The sequence below is a fragment of the Streptomyces sp. NPDC056161 genome (assembly GCF_042268025.1).
Lineage (GTDB): Bacteria > Actinomycetota > Actinomycetes > Streptomycetales > Streptomycetaceae > Streptomyces.
The window spans coordinates 25,788-47,468 of sequence record NZ_JBHJUV010000059.1 but is presented as its reverse complement, the minus strand read 5'-3'; the positions used below and the strand labels follow the sequence as shown (position 1 = coordinate 47,468).

The following is a 21,681-nucleotide window of genomic DNA, read 5'->3' as shown; positions in this document are numbered from 1 at the left end:
CATCGGCTTTTCTATCGGACTCATCATGGGGGGTAAATGTCCGGCCCTTTCCGCTCGCGCTACGCGAGCAGACCGTTCAAAAAGAAACCGCGAAATCCCGGCCTGCTACTGATTGCCGCGGCTGTGGGTGCACTGACTCTGTCGCTGGCGCCCGCCCTGCCCGCCGTGGCCGACGACGGCGCCGGTATGCCGCCGGTCTCCACACCCGCCCCGCCCCTGCCGCAGACCCCACCGGACGGCCCCCTGGGCACCACCCGCCCCGCGGACGACTCAGGGCTGACCAAGGACCAGCAGTCAGCCCTGGCAGCAGCTCAGAGCAACGCGGCCACCACCGGCAGCCCGGTCCAGGTCGACGCGCTGACAACAGAGACCGCCACCGCCCAGGCCAATCCGTCCGACACCGTCACCTGGACCACCAGCCTGCTGCCCGAACGCGTCCGCAAGGACGGCGCATGGGCACCCGTCGACGCCACCCTCCAGCAGAACCCGGACGGCAGCTACAGCCCCACAGCATCAGCCGAACCCCTGGCCTTCTCCGGCGGCGGCACCACACCCTTGGTGTCCATGACGAGCGGCAAGACCGAACTCGCCTTCTCCTGGACCCAGCAGCTGCCCACGCCGACCGTCTCAGGTGCCACCATCACCTACCCCGACGTGCTCAAAGACGTGGACCTGCGGCTGACCGCCAACACCCTCGGGGGCTTCTCCGAACTCATCGTCGTCAAGACCGCCGAAGCGGCCGCCAATCCCGCGCTGGCCACCCTGAAGCTGACCACTCACACCACCGGAGTGACAGTCAGCGACGACGAACACGACAACCTGCAGGCCGCCACGCCGACGGGCCAGGTGATGTTCAGTGCACCCCAGCCCCTGATGTGGGACTCCTCCACCAGCAGTACGTCGGCACAACGGCTCGCCGAATCCCGTAGCACGGCAAATCCGGCACCCGCTGACACGGCGAGCACCACGGACACCGACGCGACCGGCCCGGGTATCGGCGCTCAGGTCGCCCACGTCACCGACGACGTCAGCGGCTCCACCCTCTCCCTGACGCCGGACCAGGAACTGCTCACCGGTACCGCCACCCGGTATCCGGTCTTCATCGACCCCACCTGGAACCCGCACTACGCCACCGGCAGCAAGCAGCACTACGTCGAGACCCAGCAAGGCTGCCCGACGGCGAAGAACTACGACTCCACCCAGTACGGAGACCCCGGCGTCGGCTACAACAGCTGGTCGGGCTGTATCGGCGTCGAACGCTCCTACTTCCAGCTCGGCATCCCCTCCAACGTCCGGGGCGCCCACATCGTCTCCGCCACCGTCGACGTCAAGGAGAACTACTCCGCCAGCTGCAGCCTCTCCTCCGACGTCAAGCTGTACCTCACCGGGTCCATCGGCTCCGGCACCACCTGGAACAACAAGCCCGCACTCTCAAGCTACGTGACGGCCAAGAGCTTCGGACCCGCATGCAGCAGCCAGCCCTCGGGCGGGTTCTCCGTCACCTCGACGATCGCCAAGAAGGCCGCCGCGAAGGATTCGAGCTGGACCTTCGCCCTGGTGGGCAGCCAGGAGGGCAGCGGCGACGGCGCCTACTTCAAACGGTTCGCGAACAACCCTTCGATGTCCATCGAGTACAACCACATCCCCAGCAAGCCCGGCACCCTGGCGGCCAAGTTCGGCACGCACTCGGTCGGCTGCGGCACCACCGCCCCGTATCCGGTCATCGGCAAGACGCTGGTCACCACGCCGCCCACGCTCAACGCCGTGGTCAGCGACGGCGACAAGGACGCCCTGGCGGCGACCTACAAGTACTGGATCAGCGGCAAACCCGCCACCACCACGACCACTGCCACGGTCGCCAGCGGCGCGAACGCCCCCAAGCAGCTGTCGTCCACGTTCATGAGCGGACTGGCGACCGGTGACACGGTCGGCTGGAGCGTCACCTCCAGCGACGGCGAGGACACCAGCGCCGCCTCGTCCAGCTGTCACTTCACCGTCGACCTCACCGCCCCGGACGCGCCGACCGTCACCGACAAGGACGGCCTCTACCCCGAGGACGCCCCCGGCATCACAGCCGCGGGCACCACCGGCCACTTCACCCTCACCACCAGCAGCGCCACCAAGTTCCTCTACAACCTGGACGACAGCCCGCCCACCTCCAACACCCCGAGTTCCGAGGTCGCAACGGCTTCCGGCAACACCGCGACCATCTCCGTCACCCCCACTGCCCCGGGTACACACACCCTCTACGCCTATGCCGTCGACTCGGCCGGAAACGTATCGACCCAGCAGCAGTACCAGTTCACCGCCCTCGGCCACACCCAGAAGACCTACTCCAGCCTCCAGACCGCCTTCAACAACACCGCCGTCACCGACAACAGCAACCAGGCAGCCGCCGACGCCGACGGAGTCGGCGCGACCATGTCACTACAGGACCTCAAGGCCGCCGGCTGGCAGCCCGGCGGAAAGCTCACCGTGGACGGGGCCACGTTCACCCTGCCCACCTTCGCCTCCGCCTCCGGTGACAACGTCCTGGCCGCCAACCAGACCATCCAGCTGAACGGCAGCGGCCGAGCCCTGGTCTTCCTCGGCTTCGCCACCTACGGCGCCGTCAGCTCCCAGCGCGCCGACGACGACTACTCCAGTCCCGTCATCCCCGACGGCACCTCCGTCAGCGGCACAGAATGCACCCTCGGCAACGGGCAGTACGAAGACTGCCGGGCGGGCGGCCCCTACGGGTCCGTCACCTACGCCGACGGCAGCACCGGCGCCTACCACCTCACCGTCCCCGACTGGGTCTCCGGCTCCAACGCCCTCGCCACGGTCACCCTCCCCCACCGCAACCACACCAACGGCACACAGGAGACCCGCAGCACCAACATCTACGCCTTCGCCGTCCCCCTCAAACCGGGCGCACAGCTCAGCTCCGTCACCCTGCCCGACCTCGCTGACACCGCCCGCAAGTACGTCCCCGGCCTGCACATCTTCGGCATGGCCGTCCGCGACACCACGAGCGCACCAGGCGGCGCCGCCTGGACCGGCGCGTGGAGCGCCCCCAACGAAGGCGCGTTCAACTACGAGGGCACCGACTACAAGGACCAGACCTTCCGCATCACCGCCGACCCCAGCGTCGCGGGTTCCAGCGTCCGCATCCGGCTCTCCAACGCCCTCGGCCGCACCCCGCTGACCATCGACCACACCACCATCGCCACCCAGGCATCCGGAGCCGCCCCCACCGCCACCCCCACCGACCTCACCTTCAACGGCGGCAGCAAGACAGTCACCATCCCCATCGGCGGCGAGGTCTACAGCGACCCCGTCAGCCACACCGCCACACCCGGCAAACGCATCATGATCAGTCTCCACCTGGCCAATGACGTGCCCTATCTCGTCCAGCACGGCTGGGCCGGCGCAACCACCCAGTACGTCAGTGCAGTCGGCTCCGGCGACCACACCACCGACACCGCCACCACCGCCTTCACCGGCGCTGGTGTCTACTGGGGATGGTTCACCGACATCCTCACCAACATCGACGTCACCACCAACGGCAGCCAACCCACCGTAGCCGTCCTCGGCGACAACCTCGTCGACCCCGCCGCCTCCGTATCCAAGGCCAACCCCGCCGCACCCCGCATCTCCGACAACCTCGCCACCAGCCTCCAGACCAACACCCAGAACATCCCCGACTACGGCGTCGTGGCCTCTGGCATCGAAAGCAACCGCATCGCCACCGAGCAGAGCCCAGGCGGACCCGCCGTCCTCACACGCCTGGACCGAGACGTACTCGCACTGCCGGGCATCACCACGGTCATCGTCGACGAAGGACTGAAAGACATCACCTCCGGCGCCGAGGACATCAGCCTGGAACAGGCATACGACCTGCTGCTGACACAACTCCGCGGCTGGGGCATCAAGGTCATCCTCACCACACTCACCCCCTGCCAGGGCTACGCCCCCTGCACCACCGAAGCAGACGCCAACCGCGTCGCCACCAACAGCTGGATCACCGACCAGGTCGACTACAGCACCCCAACCGTCACCTACACAGACGCCGAATCAGCCGTAGCCGTCCCGGACCCCACCAGCACAGCAGACCCCACACCACTGATACTCAACGCCGGCACAGCCCCCACCGACTACGACACCGGCGACCACATCAACCTCACCACCAACGCCTACAACACCATCACCACCACCATCGACCTGACCACCCTCGGCCCCGACACCTGACACAAATGACGTCCCCGTACGAACCCCTTGAGTTTTAGCGATCACCGCGCCGCCCGACTGCGGGGATGCAATGGCCTTCGGGACCAACAAGGTCCGGACACCGCAGGGACGCAAGAAGCTGCTCCGTGAGCGGGAGGCATACTCCCGCTCACGGAGCAGGGGGTGGGCACCCTGGAGGAGTGCCAGATCGTCGGCAGCAACAGGTGTCCTTGCTACCGCGATGCTCGACCGCCTCCTGCACCACTGTGAGGTCGTCCCGATCAACGGCAACAGCTTCCGGCTCAAGAACCGTCTCCAGGCCATCGAACGGAACACCGACGTGGCCTGAGCAGTAGTGCACATAGCTTCGTACTCAGTGGCGCACCCAGATGCGAACAATCCGGGCCGCGATGGGCCGTGCTCCTGCGCGGCGAGGTCCCGCCCGGCAGGAAGTGTGACGTCAAGACCCTCGCCCAGGAGGCGAGGGTCGACCGCACCGCTTTCTACGGCACCCGCCCCTACGGCCACCTCCGCGCCGAGTTCGAACGCCGCCTTCTGGCGCTCCAGCAGGCCGGGGAGACATCCGACCCGCGCGAAGCCCAGATCGCCCGCCTCAAGATCGAGAACGCGAAGCTCAAGGAGCGACTCGCGAAGGCAGAACAGGCCAACACCGAGCTGACCGACTTCCGCGAGCAGGCCCTGGCCCGGCTCGCCGCCCAGCACGAGGAAATCATCCGGCTGCGGGAAGCCTCCGCGGCAGGCACTCGGATCGCCCGTCTTCCCGCCCCACGGACGCAGGTGATCGGCACATGCAGCTGAGCGCGGTCGAATCAGTGCTCCGAGCGCGACTCAGCGCTGCCACAGGAGCAAGGCACGGTCGCACGGCTGACAGGCGAACGCGTATGCACAGCCCGCGCCGCCGAAATTCATGGCGGTGCTGTGATCTGGCCCTTCCTCAAGCTGCACGACGAACGGCATCGTGCCAGCACACGAAGGGCAGGAGGGGGTCTCATCGCCCTGAATCCAGGCGGGCTGCCCTCCAAGCTGCCCAAGCACGGACGATTCGGGGCGTGCGCTCCTCGCCGCCCAGGCTTCACGGGCCAGGTCGTAGCCATCCTCGGACTCTTGCTCCAGATCGATGGCCCGGACATCGCCGAGCACGAGCAGAGCTTCCTCGGCACCTTCGGGTCGGGGCAGCGACTCAAGGCCATCCAGTGGGAAGAGTAGGGCGCGGTTCCCTCCCGAGGTCGGCTCCCAGTCGCTGCACATACCTGGGTCGTTCTGGCAGGCGACCAAGGCGAGAACTCGGCGGTTGCTCTCCGCTGCCCCTCTATCAAGGTCATTCAGGACGACCTGGGCGAGGAACTGCATCGGGCCCTCACACGACGCGCAGCACGGCCATTCAGTGCCTGCGGGAGCCAGGGGCACTCCACCCGTCCGGGTCACCAGCGAGTCCGGTGCAAACGGGCCAGCGTCGATCATCAGAGTCGTCATGGCCAGGACTCTAGGTCACACCGATGACATCGCCTTCGAGCAAGCGATCGACTACATGCCGCACGGCCGCGGATGCACCCGAAGGCGAGAAAGGCGAAGGGCAGTGATCCGCATCACGCTCGCCTCGCCAGAATGCAACACGGCGGGCCAACTGCACCCCTCTTCGCGACAGCTGAATAGAGGCGAGCCCGCCAGTAATCAGCGACGCGGTTTCCAAGGCTAGCCGGTGGAACTACCGTGCCGCTCATGAACTGGGGGAAACAGCTCAGCACAGCCATCGGCGCCCTGCTGGGCATCGGCGCCACTTTGCTCGTCGACCGCGCGCGGCACCGCCGCGAACAGGCGAACCGCGTGCAGGACGCGCGTCGAGATCTCTACACCAGGTATCTGAGAGGGCATTTGATCTAGGCGCATTGTCCTGTATGCCCTAGTAGACCCCTCGCCAGGTTGGTGTACTTTCGTCCGTTATGCACTTGGTGAGGTCGTCGATTGAGGCGGTGTGGATCATCGCCTCGGAGCTGGCTGTGAGCGTCTCGCAGTCGCGGGCAAGACGGCGGTGCATCATGATCCAGCCGATACTCCGCTCCACTACCCAGCGCCTTTTCACGACGTGGAAGCCGCGCTTTTCTGGGTTGCGGTTGACAACTTCAACGTCGATTCCGAGGCGAGCCCCGTACTCGACGACAGCATTTTTGAACCCGGTGTCGACCCAGCTTTTCGTGATGGTGGGGTAGGTTTCTTTCGCCTGGTCGAGGAGGCGTATTCCCATGGCGTTCTCGGAGAGGCCGGCGCCGGCGCCGAGCAAGTCGCCGGCGTCAGCTCGCGGGATCGCGCGGGACGGCTGGTTCGGCGAACCGGGTCGGGAGTGTGCCCGTGAGTCCGATGGTCTCAGGCAGCGGCGGTGGTCGGCCGGGGTGCGGCGCGATCCGCCGCGCGGGTGCGGACGTCGCCCACCGTGGCGGATGTACGGGCGGGCGGCGTCCAGCAGGATGCTGAGCCGTGAGGCCACGAGCCTGAGCAAGTGGCGGCCCAGGGCGCGGCGTCGTTAAAGCCTCCGTAGGCCGTGGAGCGTCCGGATGTGGCGTCGGTCAGCTCTGCAGCATGGCCTTAAATGCGTATGTGCTCATAGTCGGCCCGCCGAGCGGGGGGACAGGAGCTGCCTCAAACAATATTTCGGCTGGTCAGATGCCCCTTGAGGGCCTCGGCGGCCCCAGAAAAGTGTCAGTCCCCGTGCCCGGAAGTTCATGCCCACACAGAAGTAACAAAGAAGGCCCCGCCGAAGCGGGGGCCTGGACTCGGGGCTGGCGTGGCTCAACCCGTCGCCCACTGGATCCGGTCCGGCACGGCGGCAGACGGGCTGTCGGCCACGCGCCGGACCCGGGGCTGACCGAGCGGCCCGGACGGCGACAGCAAGATTGAGGCGACGGCGCGCTGCACAGTGACCGGCGCGGCCTGCCACCAGCCGACCAGGTCCGCCGCCGGGTCGTCGGGCAGGAGCCGGGCGAGCGGGACCGGCGCGGTGAGCTTGGACAGCCTCACGCCAAGGACGGAGATGTCCGCCTCCAACTCCTCCATGTCGTTGGTCCGCCGGATCCGGGCACGCGCGGTCTTGGGCGCCTCGGCGGCCTCCAGTTCCTCCAGCTCGCCACGGAGGCGGAGCAGTTCGGCGCGCATGGCGGACAGCTCGGAGTCGTCGTCGGGGGTCAGTGCCTCGGCCACGTCCGGACGGCGCAGATAGGCCAGCAGCACGCCGGGGTGCTCGGCGTCGCCGATCAGGAACCGGTCGGTCTGTGCCTTGTCGATGGTGAAGCAGTCGCGGCCCCAGCACCGGTAGACCAGGCGGCCGTCATATGCCTTGCCGCCGGGGCGCAAGGACACCTTGCCGCCGCAGGTGTCGCAGCGCAGCACTCCGGTCAGTACGTGCTTGATCTGCGTGCCGGTGTGGGTCTTGCGCGCCGGGTCGGCGAGGACACGCTGCACGGCGTCCCACAGCTCGCGCTCGATGAGCGGCTTCCAGCTGCCGGGCCGCTCGGTGCCCTGGTGCACGCGGATGCCGATGTACGCCTTGCGCTTCAGGGTCTGCGCCAGGTTCTGGCGGGTGAGCACCACGCCGTTCTCCCGGCTGCGGATGCCGCGCCGCTCCCAGTCCAGGGCCACGGCGCGGATGGACTCGCGCTTGCGGCCGTTCCAGCCGGCCACGCGCTCGAACAGCTCGATCACCAGCGGGCCCTCGTCGGGGTCGGGTTCCTGCGACACCGGGCGCGGGCGGCCGTCGATCAGCTCGTAGGTGCGCCGGTACCCGAAGGGGATCCTGCCGTGGGGGCGGCCGTCGCCGACTGCGGAGTTCACACCCCTGAGCGTACGGACGCTGAGCAGCCGGGCCTCCTTCTCCGCGTCGTTGATGCCGCTGATCAAGCTGTGCCGGTCGCCGTAGTTGCGCGGGTTGAAGGTGCGGTCCAAGCTGGTCACGTGGATGAGGTAGCCGCCCGCCTCCGCCGCGTCGATCAGGGCCACGCCCTGACCGGTCTCGCGGGCGAGTCGGCTGACCTCCCACAGCACGAGGACGTCGCCCGGGTCGCCGAACACGCCGGACGTCAGGTCGGCCAGCAGCTTCTCGAAGTCGTCGCGGGTCTTGGTCGCGTACCTGCTGGCACTGCCGGTGTCCTTGTACGGCTCGCCCCACGTCCACGGGCCGTGGTCGGCCTCGGCCGCGATGTTGTCCCGGTGCTGGTCGGTGATGCTGCGAGCGGTCTTCCCCTTGCCCTTGGACACCCGCAGGTACTCCCGCGCCGTCCGTGTCCCAATTACCGTCGCCATGGCCCTCCCCCATCTCTTACGGTCGTGCTATGTCTCCTACCAAATCCACCGTAGGTGTAATTCTGACCGTGGACGACGACCCGGGTGTTTCGCGTGCCGTCGCCCGCGACCTGCGGCGCCGTTACGGCGAGTCGTACCGGATCGTGCGCGCGGAGTCCGGCGAATCGGCGCTGGGCGCGCTGCGCGAGCTGAAGCTGCGCGGGGACCTGGTCGCCGTGATCCTCGCCGACTACCGGATGCCGCAGATGAACGGCATCGAGTTCCTTGAGCAGGCCCTGGACGTGTACCCGGGCGCGCGGCGGGTGCTGCTGACCGCGTACGCGGACACGAACGCGGCGATCGACGCGATCAACGTGGTCGATCTCGACCACTACCTGCTCAAGCCGTGGGACCCGCCGGAGGAGAAGCTGTATCCGGTGCTCGACGACCTGCTGGAGTCCTGGCGCAGCAGTGACCACCGGCCGGTGCCCAGCACCAAGGTCGTCGGTCACCGCTGGTCGGCACGGTCCTCGGACGTACGGGAGTTCCTGGCCCGCAACCAGGTGCCGTACCGCTGGTACTCGGTCGACGAGCCGGAGGGCGGGCGGCTGCTGGCGGCGGCCGGACAGGACGGGCAGAACCTCCCGCTGGTGATCACCCCCGACGGGACGGTGCTGGTCGAACCCGAGGCGCCGGAGCTGGCCGCGAAGGTGGGTCTGGCGACGACCCCCACGGCCGACTTCTACGACCTCGTCGTCATCGGCGGCGGACCCGCCGGGCTCGGCGCGGCCGTGTACGGGGCCTCGGAGGGGCTGCGGACGGTGCTCGTGGAGCGGTCGGCGACCGGCGGGCAGGCCGGGCAGAGCTCCCGCATCGAGAACTACCTGGGCTTCCCGGACGGTGTCTCCGGCGCACAGCTCACCGACCGGGCCCGGCGGCAGGCCGCCAAGTTCGGCGCCGAGATCCTCACCGCCCGCGAGGTGACCGGTCTGGAGGTCAACGGCGCGGCGCGGGTGGTGCGGTTCGCGGACGGTTCCGCGGTGGCGGCGCACAGCGTGATCCTGGCGACCGGGGTGCAGTACCGGCAGTTGACCGCCGACGGCTGCACCGGCCTGACCGGCTGCGGCGTGTTCTACGGCTCCGCGCTGACCGAGGCCGCCGCCTGCCAGGGGCACGACGTGTACATCGTCGGCGGCGCCAACTCGGCCGGACAGGCCGCGATGTACCTGGCCCGGGGCGCCAAGTCGGTCACGCTGCTGGTGCGCGGCGCGGACCTGTCGGCGTCCATGTCGTACTACCTGATCCAGCAGATCAACGAGGCGCCCAACATCTTCGTGCGCTGTCACACCGTCGTCGAGGCCGCGCACGGCACGGACCACCTGGAACAGCTGACGCTGCGGCACTCGGTGACCGGGGAGACGGAACGGGTCGACGCCCAGTGGATGTTCGTGTTCATCGGCGCGGCCCCGCTCACCGACTGGCTGGACGGCACGGTGCTGCGCGACGAGCGCGGGTTCATCCTGTCCGGGCCCGATCTGACGGCCGACGGCAGGCCGCCCGCGCACTGGGAGCTGGACCGGCCGCCGTACCACCTGGAGACCAGCGTTCCCGGCGTGTTCGTGGCGGGTGACGCGCGCGCCGAGTCCGCCAAACGCGTCGCGTCGGCCGTCGGCGAGGGAGCCATGGCCGTAATGCTCGTCCACCGGTACCTGGAGCAGTCATGAGCGGTCGGTTGATGCCGTGCAGTCCCAAGGAGATCGGCACGCTGTTCCTGTTCGAGAAACTCGAACCTGAGCAGCTGGGCCGGCTGTGCCGGGAGGGGCGGGTGGAACTGCACGACCCCGGCCCGGTGTACACCGAGGGCGAGCCCGCCACCTGTTTCTACGTCATGCTCGACGGCACCGTCGTCCTGTCCCGCCGGGTGGCGGGCGACGACGTGGAGACCAACCGCACCTCGCAGCGCGGCGTGTACGCGGGCGCCATGCAGGCATACCTGGGCGACCGGGTGCGGCAGGTGTACCGCAACTCGATGCGCGTCACCGAGCCGACGCGGTTCTTCGTGCTGCCCGCCGACACGTTCGCGGACATCATGGGCGAGTGGTTCCCGATGGCGGTGCACCTGCTGGAGGGGCTGTTCTTCGGTTCGAAGAACACGCAGGCGACCGTCGGGCAGCGGGAACGGCTGCTGGCGCTCGGCTCGTTGTCGGCCGGTCTCACCCATGAGCTGAACAACCCGGCGGCAGCCGCCGTGCGGGCCACCTCGACCCTGCGCGAGCGGGTGGCGAAGATGCGGCACAAGCTGGCGGTCATCACCGAGGGCCCCTTCTCCCGCGAGGAGTTGGCCGCGCTCATCGAGGTCCAGGAACGCACCGCGGAACGGGTCGCCAAGGCTCCCTCGCTCAGTCCGCTGGAGGCCACCGACCGGGAGGACGCCCTCACCGACTGGCTCGACGAGCACGGCGTCGACAACGGCTGGCAGGTCGCGCCCATCTTCGTGCAGGCCGGGCTCGACGTCGACTGGCTGGAGGAGGTGGCGGCAGCGGTCGGCGAGGAGATCCTGCCCGGTGCGATCGGCTGGCTCAACTACACGATCGAGACCGAGCTGCTGATGAACGAGATCGAGGACGCCACCTCCCGGATCTCGCACCTGGTCGACGCGGCCAAGCAGTACTCGCAGTTGGACCGGGCGCCCTACCGGGTGGTGGACGTGCACGAACTCCTCGACAGCACGCTCCTGATGCTGTCCGCCAAGATCGGCCCGCGGATCGACGTCGTCAAGGAGTACGACCGTACGCTTCCGCCGATCACGGCCTACCCGGCGGAGCTGAACCAGGTGTGGACCAACCTGATCGACAACGCGGTCGCGGCGATCGGCAGCGCGGGCGGCGAGGGCACGCTGACCGTCCGCACGGCGCCGGTCCACGAACAGATCCTGGTCGAGTTCCGCGACACCGGTCCTGGAGTCGCACCGGAGATCCGCGACCGCATCTTCGACCCCTTCTTCACGACGAAGCCGGTCGGCGAGGGCACCGGGCTGGGCCTGGACATCTCCTGGCGGATCATCGTCAACAAGCACCACGGCAGTATCCGGGTCACGTCGGTGCCCGGCGACACACGTTTCCAGGTCCTGCTCCCGCTGGCCGCCGAGACACCTGAGGAGGCAGAATGACCGACATCGCGATCGATCCCGCCGTCCCACCGAGCGGCACCGGCTGCGTGGAGTGCGACGAGGCCGGCGGCTGGTGGTTCCACCTGCGGCGCTGCACGGAGTGCGGGCACATAGGCTGCTGCGACGACTCCCCCGCCAAGCACGCCACCGCCCACTACGAGGCCACCGGCCACCCGCTGATCCGCAGTTTCGAGCCGGACGAGGACTGGTTCTGGAACTACGACACACAGGAGCTGTACGAGACCGGGCCGGAACTCGCTCCCCCGGCCGCACACCCGACGGACCAGCCCGTCCCCGGCCCGGCGGGCCGCGTACCGGCGAACTGGGCACAAACCCTCCGCTGAACCCGAAACCCGCGCCCCCCGAAAGGAGCGCGGGGAACTCCGCAACCAACCCCCACACACCCGCACACAACCAACAACCCACCCACCCCCACAGGGGCGCGGGGAACTGCGCGGCCAACCCCCACACACCCGCACACAACCAACAACCCACCCACCCCGACAGGGGCGCGGGGAACTGCGCAACCCACCCCAGCCCCCACGCACCCCCGGTCGAACGACAACGTAACCTCAGCCCACCCAGCGGAGCGTCACCCGCACAGCAGGGCGAACTCCGCACCCCCCAACAGAAACGCGCCCACCCCGAAGTCCGCGGTGCTGTCGTAGGTGACGGGCTGGCTGGACTCGGGGCGGTCACCGACGTTCTGGACGTAGCCGAGGAAACCGTCCGGATGGACAGCGGTGCCGACCAGGCCCTGCCACGCGCGGGTGACCACGGGCAGGTACGCGGACCGGCCGACCAGTCCGGCCCGCACCGCGTACGCGGTGCCGTACAGGAAGAAGGAGGTACCGCTGGTCTCGGGTCCCGGCAGGTGGCCGGGGTCGGCGAGGTTCACGTTCCAGAAACCGTCCGCGCGCTGCACCGTTGCGACCGCGCGGACCAGGCGGACCAGCGTGTCCCGGTACTCGGCGGTGTGCGGCTCGGTCGGCGGCAGGGCCTTCAGGGTCTTGCTGTGTCCGCCGGCCACCCAGCCGTTGCCGCGCGACCAGACGACCGGCCGGCCGCTCGGCGAGACGATCCCGCCGGGCAGGAACCGCTTGTCGCGGTACCAGAGCCCGGTGGCGTCGTCATGGAGTCCCGGCCCGCCTTCTGTTCGCTTCGTGTGGTTGTAGAGGGCGTACAGCTTGTCCCAGTACCGCCGGTCGCCGCGCAGGGCACCGATCCGGGCGAACGGGGGCATCGCCATGTGCAGCGCGTCGTCCCACCACCAGTCGTCGTTCTTGTCCGGCTGGTCGGTGTACACCATCCGGTGCAGGGAGTCCTCGATGGCGGCGATCTTGTGCGGTTCCGGCTCGATCTCGTACAGGTCGAGGTACGTCTGCCCGGCGTTGTGGTTGTCGGCGTGACGGGTGGTGACGCCGCCGTTGAGCGCGTAGTCGTGCTTCTCGGCCCACGCCTTCGCGTAGGCGAGGTGGCGGGGCTCGCCGGTGAGGCGGTACAGGGCGAGCAGACCGCTGAAGAAGGTGGCATTGGCCCAGCCGTTGTCGCCGGGGTCCTGGTGGGCGCCGACCCAGTGGTCGGCGACCCGGCGCAGGACGGCGACCACCTCCGCTCTGCGGGGCAGGGCCGGGGGCGCGGCCAAGGCGGGCGCGGCGGAGGCGGGCGCGGCGGACAGGACCGTGGCGGTGGCCGCGAGCGCGGTCCCGCCGGTGAGTAACTGGCGTCGGTTCACTGGTGCGACTCCTTCACTGTGGGGAGGGTCATCGGGTGCCGGGCGTGCGGGAGCAGTCGAGCGTGTCCAGGTCGACGGCGTCGGCCATGGCCTGCATGCCCTTGTCGTTGGGGTGGAGATGGTCACCGGCGTCGAGGAAGGGCAGCATCCGCTCCGGGTCGTACGGGCTGCGCAGGACGCGGTCGAAGTCGGTGACGGCGTCGAACAGCCCGCTGGTCCTGATGAACGCGTTCGCCTCCTGGCGTACGGCCTCGGCGTCCGGGTCCCACTCGGGCCAGCCCTTGAACGGGCCGACGGTCGCGCCGACGACGCACTTGCCGGCGGCGTGCGCCCGGTCGGCGATCTCGCGGTATCCGGCGATCAGGTCCTCGGCCGTGACGCCGGTGTGCGCCTTGATGTCGTTGACGCCTTCGAAGAGGAAGACGGTGCGGACCCCGGGCAGCGACAGGACGTCCCGGTCGAGCCGGTTCAGGGCGCTCTGTCCGGCGCCGTCCGCGAGGACCTTGTTGCCGGAGATCCCCTCGTTGGCCACGCCCTTGACCGCGGTCCCCGCTGTCGCGAGACGCCGGGCGAGGTAGTCGGGCCAGCGGCGGTTGGTGTCGCCGGTGGACGCCCAGCCGTCGGTGATGGAGTCGCCGAGCGCCGCCACGGCCCCGGTGGCGGTGTTCCCCGGCCGTACGGAGACGGCGTCGAGATAGGCCCAGGAGCCGGTCGTGGCGGTCCAGTTGGCGGCGGAGTCCTCGGTGGTGTGGTCGCCGTCGCTGACGTACGACGTCTGCATCGCCATGCCGTGGCCGGTGACCGGGCCCGCCGCGTCCGGGCTGTGCAGGCTCACCACCAGATCGGTCGCGGCGGGCAGGGTGCCGGGCAGCGGGTCGCTCCACACGGCGGCGCCGGCGGGCACGGTGACCGTGCGGGAGCCGTCGAAGGCCAGCCGCTTGTTGCTGCCCTTCTTGAGTGCGGCGCCCTCGGCCCGGATCCCGGCGTGCACGCTGTCGAACGTCACCGGGCGGTCCCCGAAGGCGTTGGAGAGCCGGAGCCGCGTCCCGGTACCGCCGGCGCTGGTGTGCACGATCAGCCGGTAGCCGCGGTCGGCGACGGCGTCGCCGATCCGGTCGGCGCTCGCCGCCCAGGTCACGACGGAGTCCGGGTCGCCGCCGGCCGTCGGGCCGGCGGTGGTTCCGGGGGCGTCGCTCGCGTGGGCGATCGCGTTCTGGCCGGCGGCGATCACCACGGCGACGACGACGGCGCGGCAGACGTGGGCGAGTCGCCCGGTCACCGGGCGATCCCTTCGAGGGTGACCGGGGCCGGCGCGCTCTCCGTGGCCGGGGCGGTGGCCGTCCCGGCGGGTGCCTCCGGAACGGCCTGTGCCACCGGGTGGGCGGGTGCCTCCGGAACGACGGGGGGCTCCGGAACGGCGGTTGTCTCCAAAACGGCGCCGGCGAGGCGCGCGGCGACGGCCGGGACGGCGGCGACTCTGTGCCCGCGCGCGGGCGGGGCGGTGTACGAGGGGGACCGCACGGGTCGTACCTCCTGTGTGTTCGGGGTCGGGGCAGCTCAGCCCTTGCCCGGTCCATGGGTGGAAGGTGCCGTGGTGAACGACCGGATCGCGGCGGCCGGTCCGGGGAGGGGACCGTGGGACAGGACCGTCGCGGCGATCCGTGAGGCGGCCGGGAGGTGCGCCGGGAACGACTCGGGGGGTGAGGTCGAGCGCATGGCCGGGAACCTATGACCGTTATTTTCTACTGTCAATAAATGAAACAGCAGTTGTCGAAGAGGCAGTTGGCCCGGATTCCGGCCCGCGCCCGACGCCTGACGCGGCCCCCTGCGCAGCCGTGCCACCGGGTGATCGGCCGCACCCCGAGTGTGTGTCAGCCGCGGAGATCTGACGGCGTGCGAGAAGGTTGCCTCGCCCCAATACGGACCATTTCGCCCCGAATCAATGGACATGGGAGTGAAGACCGGATGATCTCAGGAACGGTGGGCAGGGGAGCGGTGCTCGGAGCGCTCACGCTCTCACTGCTCGCGGTGCCGGCCCGGGCCACGCCCGGCCGGGCCGGCGACGAGGCGCCGACCGCGCTGCCGGCGCCGGACACCGCGGGACTGCGTGACGTGCTGCGCTCGGCGGTGGCGCAGGGCGCGCCCGGCGCCATGGCCCGGATCGACGACCGCGGAAGCGTGTACGCGGCGGCGCAGGGCTTCGCCGACCAGGGCGCCCGGCGGGCCATGGGCACCGCCGACCGCTTCCGCGTCGGCAGTGTCACCAAGGTCTTCTCGGCCGTCGTCCTGATGCAGTTGGTGGACGAGCGCAAGCTCAGCCTGGACGCCCCCGTCAACCGGTATCTGCCGGGTCTGCTGCCCGACGACCGCATCACCGTGCGGCACGTGCTGAGCCACCGCAGCGGCCTGTACGACTACACCAACGACATGTTCGCCGACACCGTCTCCGGTTTCGAGACGGTGCGCAACAAGGTCTACTCCTACCGCCAGCTGGTCGACCTCTCGCTGAAGAAGGCCCGCACCAACGCGCCAGGCGCCGCCTACGCCTACTCGAACACCAACTTCGTGGTGGCCGGGATGCTGATCGAGAAGATCACCGGGCACTCCGTGCGCTCCGAGTACGAGAACCGCATCTTCAGGCCGCTGAAGCTGGACGACACCTCGTACGTGCACCCCGACGTCAGGATCCAGGGCCGGTACGCGCGCGGCTACCTCACCCCGGACTCGCCCAAAGAGGCGCTGGTCGACTCGACCGAGCAGACGGTCTCCTGGGCGCAGAGCGCCGGTGCCGTCATCTCCAGCACCCGGGACCTCAACACCTTCCTCTCCGCGCTCGCCGCCGCCAGGCTGACCTCGGCCGCGGCGCTGGCGGAGATGGCACGGTTCACGAAGGTGGACAGCACGACGGCGTACGGCCTCGGGCTGCGCCGCCGCACCCTGTCCTGCGGCGTCTCGGTGCAGGGCCACACGGGCGTCGTCCAGGGCTACTACACCTACGCCTTCACCAGCGAGGACGGTCGGCGCAGCGTCACGGCGCTGGCCAACACCTCCAACAACGTGAAGGTGCTCAACACGATGGCGGGCACGCTGGAGTCGGCGTTCTGCGGGAAGCAGCGGACGGACCGCGAGCGGGCCATGACGGCCGTCGCACGCACCGAGGACATCGCCCCGTCGGTGATCCGCCGCTGAGCGGACCGCGGGAACCATCGCGTGCCGTCCGGGCGTTGTACGGAGGACCCCACCGGTCCCGAACCACCACCTCTCCTGGGCGGCACGATGAGCGAGCTGGTTCCCGGGGGCAATCTGCCCCTGCCGGGCGGCCCGCTGAACCTGCGGGTGCCCGGTCCCTTCGACGTGTCCGCGATCGTCACCGGGGAGAGCGGAAAGGTCGCGGGCGACGCCGACTTCGTGTTCTACAACCAGCCGGCCGCCCCCGGCGTCCGACTGCGCGGCGACACGCTGAGCGTCGAACCGGCCGGGCTGCGCGCGGGCGCGGTCCGGGTCACCGTGGCCGTCAGCCCGGCCGAGCCCGGCACCCCGCTCGCCCGACTGCCCGCGCCGGTGCTCCAGGTCGGTGACGGGCGGGGCCGGGCGGTGGCCCGGTTCGCCCCGCCGCGTCCCGGCCCCGAGACCGTGCTGCTGCTCGCCGAGCTGTACCGCCGGGGCGCCGCCTGGAAGCTCAGGGCCATAGGCCAGGGGTACGCGGACGGACTGGCCGGGCTCGCCCGGGACTTCGGGGTCGACGTCGTGGACGAGCCCACAGCCACGCCGGCGCCCCTCCCCGACCCCCGCGCCGCCTCCTCCGCCCCGTCCCGCCTCGTCGCCTCCCCCGCCCCCGGGCCGGGTACCGCCACCGCGCCCGGGTCGGCCCACTCCCCCGCGCCCGATCCCGAGGGCTTCCTCGCCCTCGTCAACCCGGCCCGTGCCGAGGCCGGTTCACCGCCGGTCGTCCTCGACGCCCGGCTGGTCACCGCCGCGCGGGCCCATGTGGCCGCGCTGGCCGCCGGCAGCCGTCTCGCCACCGAGAGCCCGGACGGCACCGCGCTCCACCAGCGGATCACCGCGACCGGATTCGCCTACGTCACCGTCGGCGAACACCTGGTCTCAGGACCGCGCACGCCCGCCGAGTTCGTGGCGTACTGCCTGCGCACCGAGCAGGCCCGGCGCACCCTCCAGGATCCCGCCTTCACGCACACCGGACTGGCGTACGCCACCGGGCCGCGCACGGGCGACGTCTACTGGACGGCGTTGTGGGCCGTCCCCCTCACCCCCGACGCGCTGGCACGCACCTGCGCCGATGTGGTCGAGCTGACCAACCGGGAGCGGCGGCGGGCGCGGCTGACGCCGCTCGCGACGGATCCGCTGCTGACGGCCGCCGCGCAGGCGCACAGCGCGGACATGGTGGCCCGGGACTTCTACTCGCACACCTCGCCCGAGGGCTCACAACCCTGGGACAGGGCCGCCGCCGCGGGTTCCCGGCGGCGCACGATCGGCGAGAACATCGCCTGCGGCCAGCGCTCCGCAGCCGAGGTGGTGACGGGCTGGATGAACAGTCCGGGTCACCGCGCCAACATCCTGAAGCCGGACTTCACGCACATCGGGGTGGGTTTCGCCGGGGGCGGCCGGACGGGCACGTACTGGACCCAGCTCTTCGGCGCCTGACCGCCGGAGGGGAACCGGACTCCGCGATCTTGGCGGAACGACGTCCTCCGGGACACCATGCCCGCATGAAAGGTGACCTCTTTTCCAGTGAGCACATGGTGCAGCCGGCCGTCGCGCCTGGTATGTCCATCGAAAATGCCAAATGCATCAAGTACGCGGTCGACGGCGAGATGTTCGCCCGTCAGGGCGCGATGATCGCTTTCCGCGGCAATCTCCAGTTCGAACGCAAGGGCCAGGGCGTGGGCGGCATGCTCAAACGTGCGGTCACCGGTGAGGGCCTGCCTCTGATGGCGGTGCGCGGCCGGGGCGAGGCGTGGTTCGCGCACGAGGCGCAGAACTGCTTCATCGTCGAGATCGAGCCCGGGGACCAGTTCACCGTCAACGGCCGGAACGTGCTGTGCTTCGACGCCTCGCTCTCGTACGAGATCAAGACCGTCAAGGGCTCGGGCATCGCCGGTGGCGGACTGTTCAACAGCGTCTTCAGCGGGCACGGCGGGCTCGGACTGGTCTGCGACGGAACACCGCTGGTGATCCCGGTCTCGGCGCAGTACCCCGTGTACGTCGACACGGACGCGGTGGTCGGCTGGACCACCCGGTTGCAGACCTCGCTGCACCGGTCCCAGTCCATCGGCTCGATGCTGCGCGGCGGTTCCGGCGAGGCGGTGCAGCTGATGCTGCAAGGTGAGGGGTATGTCGTGGTGCGCCCGAGCGAGGCGACCCCGCAGCGGCCGCAGCAGCACTGACACGTCCCGTGGCGCGGTCCGTACCGCGCCCGCGTCCCCTCGGGCGGACCGGCGTCCTGATCCGGCCGAGGGGACGGCGACGCCCCCGGCCGCGCACCGGCCCGGGGCGTCGCTCCGGGGCGGTGCGGGGCCGCGCTGTCCGACGCGTTTCCCGGCCGCCCCGGCCCGCGCCCGGGTGGAGGAGTTGACCTTCACGGGGTCCCCGGGTCAAGGTCGGGATCGGCGCGGTCCCCGCCCCGACACCGCGCCGGAGAGGATGAGAGCCTTGATCGGCATCTCGGACATCCAGGCCGCGGCGCGCAGCATCGCCGGGCATGTCGTACGCACCCCTACGGTGCCGAGTCCCGGCCTGTCCGCGCTGCTCGGCGGCCCGGTCACCGCGAAACTCGAACTGCTCCAGCGCACCGGGTCGTTCAAGGCGCGCGGCGCCACGGCGAAGCTGCTCGCGCTGAGCGAGGCCGAGCGCGCGGCCGGAGCGGTCGCGGTCAGCGGCGGCAACCACGGGGTCGCCCTCGCGGTCATGGCCGGCGCCCTCGATGTGAAGGCGACCGTCGTCATGCCTCGGACGGCGCCCGCGCGCTCGATCGGGATCGCCCGGGAGGCCGGGGCGGCGGTGCGGCTGACCGACGGCATGGACAGCGCGTTCGAGCTGGTGAACCGGTTGCGGGACGAGGGGCTGACGCTGGTCCACCCGTTCGACGACCCCGTCGTGGTCGCCGCGCAGGGCACCGTCGGGCTGGAGTTCGCGGACGACGCCGACGAGCTGACCGACGTCGTCGTCAGTGTCGGCGGCGGCGGTCTGATCTCCGGGGTGGCGGCGGCGCTGCGCGCCCGTCGGCCGGACGTACGGGTCTGGGGTGTGGAGACGGCGGGCGCCCAGGCGATGTCGGAGGCACTGGCCGCAGGCGGGCCGGTGCCGGTCGAGCTGTCCTCGGTCGTCACGACGCTCAGCGCCCCGTCGGTGTCGCAGTTGACGTACGACCATGTCTCGGCCCTGGTCGAGGAGGTCCTCGTGGTGTCCGACCGGGAGGCCGTCGAGGGCTGTCTCGACCTCGCCGAGCACGCCAAGGTGTGGGCGGAGCCGGCCGCCGGCTGTCTGCTGCCCGCGGCCCGCCGGGTGCTGGAACGGGTGGGCGGGAGCGCCCGGCTCGGACTGGTGGTGTGCGGCGGCAACATGACGCCACGGGACCTCATGGGTTTCACGGAGCGGTTCGCGCTGCGGTGACGGACGCCCCGGCACCGTGATCCGGCGCACGGGGAGACGTCACCCGCGGCGAACTCCGCCCCGGCCGGCAGGCGGTGCGCGAGCAGGGGCCCGGCCGGCCGGGAGGCCCGGCTCAGCGCGTGGTGTGGCGGCGGCGCACCCACAGCGGCAGCAGGTACCAGCAGACCAGGTACCAGGCCACCACCACCGCCACCAGCCACACCACGGCCGTGTCGTTCGCGGCCACCCTGAGGATCAGCAGCAGCGAGGCGGTCATGGTGGCCAGCAGCAGGAACAGGCCGACGAAGGTCAGCCGGGAGGCCCAGCGCACCGCGCGGGGTTTCACGCGGCGCCCGGCGACAATGCGGTGCAGGGAGACCGGTCCGATGAGGGCACCGGTCGCGCAGGCGCCGAGCACGACGGTCACGGTGTAGATGGCCTGGTCGGCGTCGGCCAGGTCGTCGTACTTCGCGCTGAACACGACGGTGAGCAGGAAGCCGAACAGGATCTGGACGCCCGTCTGGGCGACGCGGACCTCCTGGATGAGTTCGCTCCACATCCGGTCGGCCCGCTCCTCGTCGCTCTCGTCGCGTCCCGTCCGGTCGCCCGCCTGCGTCATGCGATGCGGGTAACCGTCCGGCCCGGCGTTCAAACGGCGGCTCCCTCTACCAGCGGTCCTCCACCTGGGCCTTGATCCGGCGGTCGTACAGGTCCCGGATCGCGGCCAGGATCCGCACGGGCGGCTGCGGGAGTTCCGCGGCAGCCGCGTTGGCGCGGGCCTGGCCGGGGTTGCGGGCGCCGGGGATCACGGTGGTCACGCCCGGCTGCTCGACGACCCAGCGCAGGGCGAGCTGGGCCGGGGTGCAACCCTCGGGGGCGAGGGCGGCGAACTCGGCGGCGGCCTCGACGCCGGTGCCGTAGTCGACACCGGAGAAGGTCTCGCCCTGGTCGAACGCCTCGCCGTGCCGGTTGAACGTGCGGTGGTCGTTGGCGGCGAAGACCGTGTCCTTGGTGTACCGGCCGGACAGCAGACCGGAGGCCAGCGGCACCCGGGCGATGACGCCGACGCCCGCGTCCCGGGCGGCGGGCAGCACCTCATCGAGCGGCTTCATGCGGAACGGGTTGAGGATGATCTGCACACTCGCCACGCCCGGCCGGGCGATGGCGGTCAGTGCCTCCGCGCAGGTCTCCACGCTGACGCCGTACGCGGCGATCCGTTCCTCGGCGACCAGGGTGTCCAGGGCGTCGAACACCTCGTCCGAGGAGTAGACGGGTGTCGGCGGGCAGTGCAGCTGCACCAGGTCGATCCGGTCGACGCCGAGGTTGCGCCGCGACCGGTCGTTCCAGGCCCGGAAGTTGTCGAGGACGTAGCTCTGCGGGATCTGCTCGACCCGGCGGCCCATCTTCGTGGCGACCAGCACGTCCAGGTCGGGCCTGCCGCGCAGGAAGGCGGCGATGGTCTGTTCACTGCGTCCGTCGCCGTAGACGTCGGCCGTGTCGAAGAAGGTCACTCCCGACTCGGCCGCCGCCTCCAGCACGGCGAGCGCCTCCTTGTCGTCCACATCGCCCCAGTCGGCGCCGAGCTGCCAGGTGCCGAGACCGACGGCCGAAGCCCGCTGTCCCGACCTGCCGAATACGCGTTCGTCCATGCCGTCAGTCTGTCATCCGC

At 70.3% G+C, this 21,681-nt stretch carries 16 protein-coding genes and 2 pseudogenes; 11 read left to right on the top strand and 7 right to left on the bottom strand.

Annotated features, from left to right (window positions below; translation table 11 throughout):
• The first annotated feature begins 123 nt into the window (after positions 1 to 123).
• From ACFC09_RS37770 to ACFC09_RS37755, 4 genes and pseudogenes are all read left to right on the top strand, one after another.
• Positions 124 to 4,230, top strand: a complete 4,107-nt coding sequence (locus tag ACFC09_RS37770; RefSeq protein ID WP_376536128.1) for a hypothetical protein — start codon at positions 124 to 126, stop codon at positions 4,228 to 4,230.
• A gap of 205 nt (positions 4,231 to 4,435) precedes the next feature.
• Positions 4,436 to 4,558, top strand: a pseudogene (locus tag ACFC09_RS37765) (ATP-binding protein); the annotation flags it as partial.
• Between the two features lie 68 nt (positions 4,559 to 4,626).
• Complete coding sequence (locus ACFC09_RS37760) at positions 4,627 to 5,028, top strand: hypothetical protein (RefSeq protein WP_376536126.1); 402 nt, start codon at positions 4,627 to 4,629, stop codon at positions 5,026 to 5,028.
• 921 nt (positions 5,029 to 5,949) lie between these two features.
• Positions 5,950 to 6,111, top strand: coding sequence for a hypothetical protein (locus ACFC09_RS37755; RefSeq protein ID WP_376536124.1), 162 nt, complete (start codon positions 5,950 to 5,952; stop codon positions 6,109 to 6,111).
• Between the two features lie 19 nt (positions 6,112 to 6,130).
• On the opposite strand, the pseudogene ACFC09_RS37750 reads toward ACFC09_RS37755, so the two are convergent.
• Positions 6,131 to 6,496 (bottom strand): annotated as a pseudogene (locus ACFC09_RS37750) (transposase); the annotation flags it as partial.
• Positions 6,497 to 7,014: 518 nt separating this feature from the next.
• Positions 7,015 to 8,520 (bottom strand): recombinase family protein, encoded by a 1,506-nt coding sequence (locus ACFC09_RS37745; RefSeq protein ID WP_376536122.1) that lies wholly within the window; start codon positions 8,518 to 8,520, stop codon positions 7,015 to 7,017.
• Between the two features lie 29 nt (positions 8,521 to 8,549).
• Here ACFC09_RS37745 and ACFC09_RS37740 point away from each other — a divergent pair, with 29 nt between their 5' ends.
• The 3 genes from ACFC09_RS37740 to ACFC09_RS37730 are packed head-to-tail and all read left to right on the top strand — an operon-like array spanning position 8,550 to position 12,012.
• The gene (locus tag ACFC09_RS37740) at positions 8,550 to 10,223 is read left to right on the top strand and encodes an FAD-dependent oxidoreductase (protein WP_376536120.1); all 1,674 of its coding nucleotides are present in this window, start codon (positions 8,550 to 8,552) and stop codon (positions 10,221 to 10,223) included.
• Positions 10,220 to 11,668 (top strand): ATP-binding protein, encoded by a 1,449-nt coding sequence (locus ACFC09_RS37735; RefSeq protein WP_376536118.1) that lies wholly within the window; start codon positions 10,220 to 10,222, stop codon positions 11,666 to 11,668. Before ACFC09_RS37740 ends, ACFC09_RS37735 begins: the two co-directional genes overlap by 4 nt.
• A complete protein-coding gene (locus tag ACFC09_RS37730) occupies positions 11,665 to 12,012 on the top strand; it encodes a UBP-type zinc finger domain-containing protein (protein WP_376536116.1) in 348 nt (115 codons plus the stop codon). The genes ACFC09_RS37735 and ACFC09_RS37730 overlap by 4 nt, the downstream gene beginning before the upstream one ends.
• A 248-nt stretch (positions 12,013 to 12,260) precedes the next feature.
• On the opposite strand, the gene ACFC09_RS37725 is transcribed toward ACFC09_RS37730, so the two are convergent.
• The 3 genes from ACFC09_RS37725 to ACFC09_RS37715 are packed head-to-tail and all read right to left on the bottom strand — an operon-like array spanning position 12,261 to position 14,924.
• A complete protein-coding gene (locus tag ACFC09_RS37725; RefSeq protein ID WP_376536114.1) occupies positions 12,261 to 13,403 on the bottom strand; it encodes a glycoside hydrolase family 88 protein in 1,143 nt (380 codons plus the stop codon).
• A 28-nt stretch (positions 13,404 to 13,431) separates the two neighbouring features.
• Positions 13,432 to 14,682, bottom strand: a complete 1,251-nt coding sequence (locus ACFC09_RS37720; RefSeq protein WP_376536112.1) for an SGNH/GDSL hydrolase family protein — start codon at positions 14,680 to 14,682, stop codon at positions 13,432 to 13,434.
• Positions 14,679 to 14,924 carry a hypothetical protein gene (locus ACFC09_RS37715; RefSeq protein ID WP_376536110.1) on the bottom strand — a complete coding sequence of 82 codons (246 nt, stop codon included), beginning with the start codon at positions 14,922 to 14,924 and terminating at the stop codon, positions 14,679 to 14,681. Before ACFC09_RS37715 ends, ACFC09_RS37720 begins: the two co-directional genes overlap by 4 nt.
• A gap of 444 nt (positions 14,925 to 15,368) precedes the next feature.
• On the opposite strand from ACFC09_RS37715, the gene ACFC09_RS37710 reads away from it, so the two are divergent.
• The 4 genes from ACFC09_RS37710 (at position 15,369) to ACFC09_RS37695 (ending at position 20,033) form a co-directional block, all read left to right on the top strand.
• Positions 15,369 to 16,592 carry a serine hydrolase domain-containing protein gene (locus ACFC09_RS37710; protein ID WP_376536108.1) on the top strand — a complete coding sequence of 408 codons (1,224 nt, stop codon included), beginning with the start codon at positions 15,369 to 15,371 and terminating at the stop codon, positions 16,590 to 16,592.
• 87 nt (positions 16,593 to 16,679) lie between these two features.
• Entirely contained in the window at positions 16,680 to 18,065 is a 1,386-nt protein-coding gene (locus tag ACFC09_RS37705; RefSeq protein WP_376536106.1) for a CAP domain-containing protein, read from the top strand.
• 65 nt (positions 18,066 to 18,130) lie between these two features.
• Positions 18,131 to 18,808, top strand: a complete 678-nt coding sequence (locus ACFC09_RS37700; protein ID WP_376536104.1) for an AIM24 family protein — start codon at positions 18,131 to 18,133, stop codon at positions 18,806 to 18,808.
• Positions 18,809 to 19,073: 265 nt separating this feature from the next.
• A complete protein-coding gene (locus ACFC09_RS37695; protein ID WP_376536102.1) occupies positions 19,074 to 20,033 on the top strand; it encodes a threonine/serine dehydratase in 960 nt (319 codons plus the stop codon).
• A 112-nt stretch (positions 20,034 to 20,145) separates the two neighbouring features.
• Here the strand turns inward: ACFC09_RS37695 and ACFC09_RS37690 are convergent, their stop codons facing one another.
• Both ACFC09_RS37690 and ACFC09_RS37685 read right to left on the bottom strand, forming a co-directional pair.
• The gene (locus ACFC09_RS37690) at positions 20,146 to 20,631 is read right to left on the bottom strand and encodes a DUF6328 family protein (protein ID WP_376536100.1); all 486 of its coding nucleotides are present in this window, start codon (positions 20,629 to 20,631) and stop codon (positions 20,146 to 20,148) included.
• 46 nt (positions 20,632 to 20,677) lie between these two features.
• Positions 20,678 to 21,661 (bottom strand): aldo/keto reductase, encoded by a 984-nt coding sequence (locus tag ACFC09_RS37685; protein WP_376536098.1) that lies wholly within the window; start codon positions 21,659 to 21,661, stop codon positions 20,678 to 20,680.
• Positions 21,662 to 21,681 lie beyond the last annotated feature (20 nt).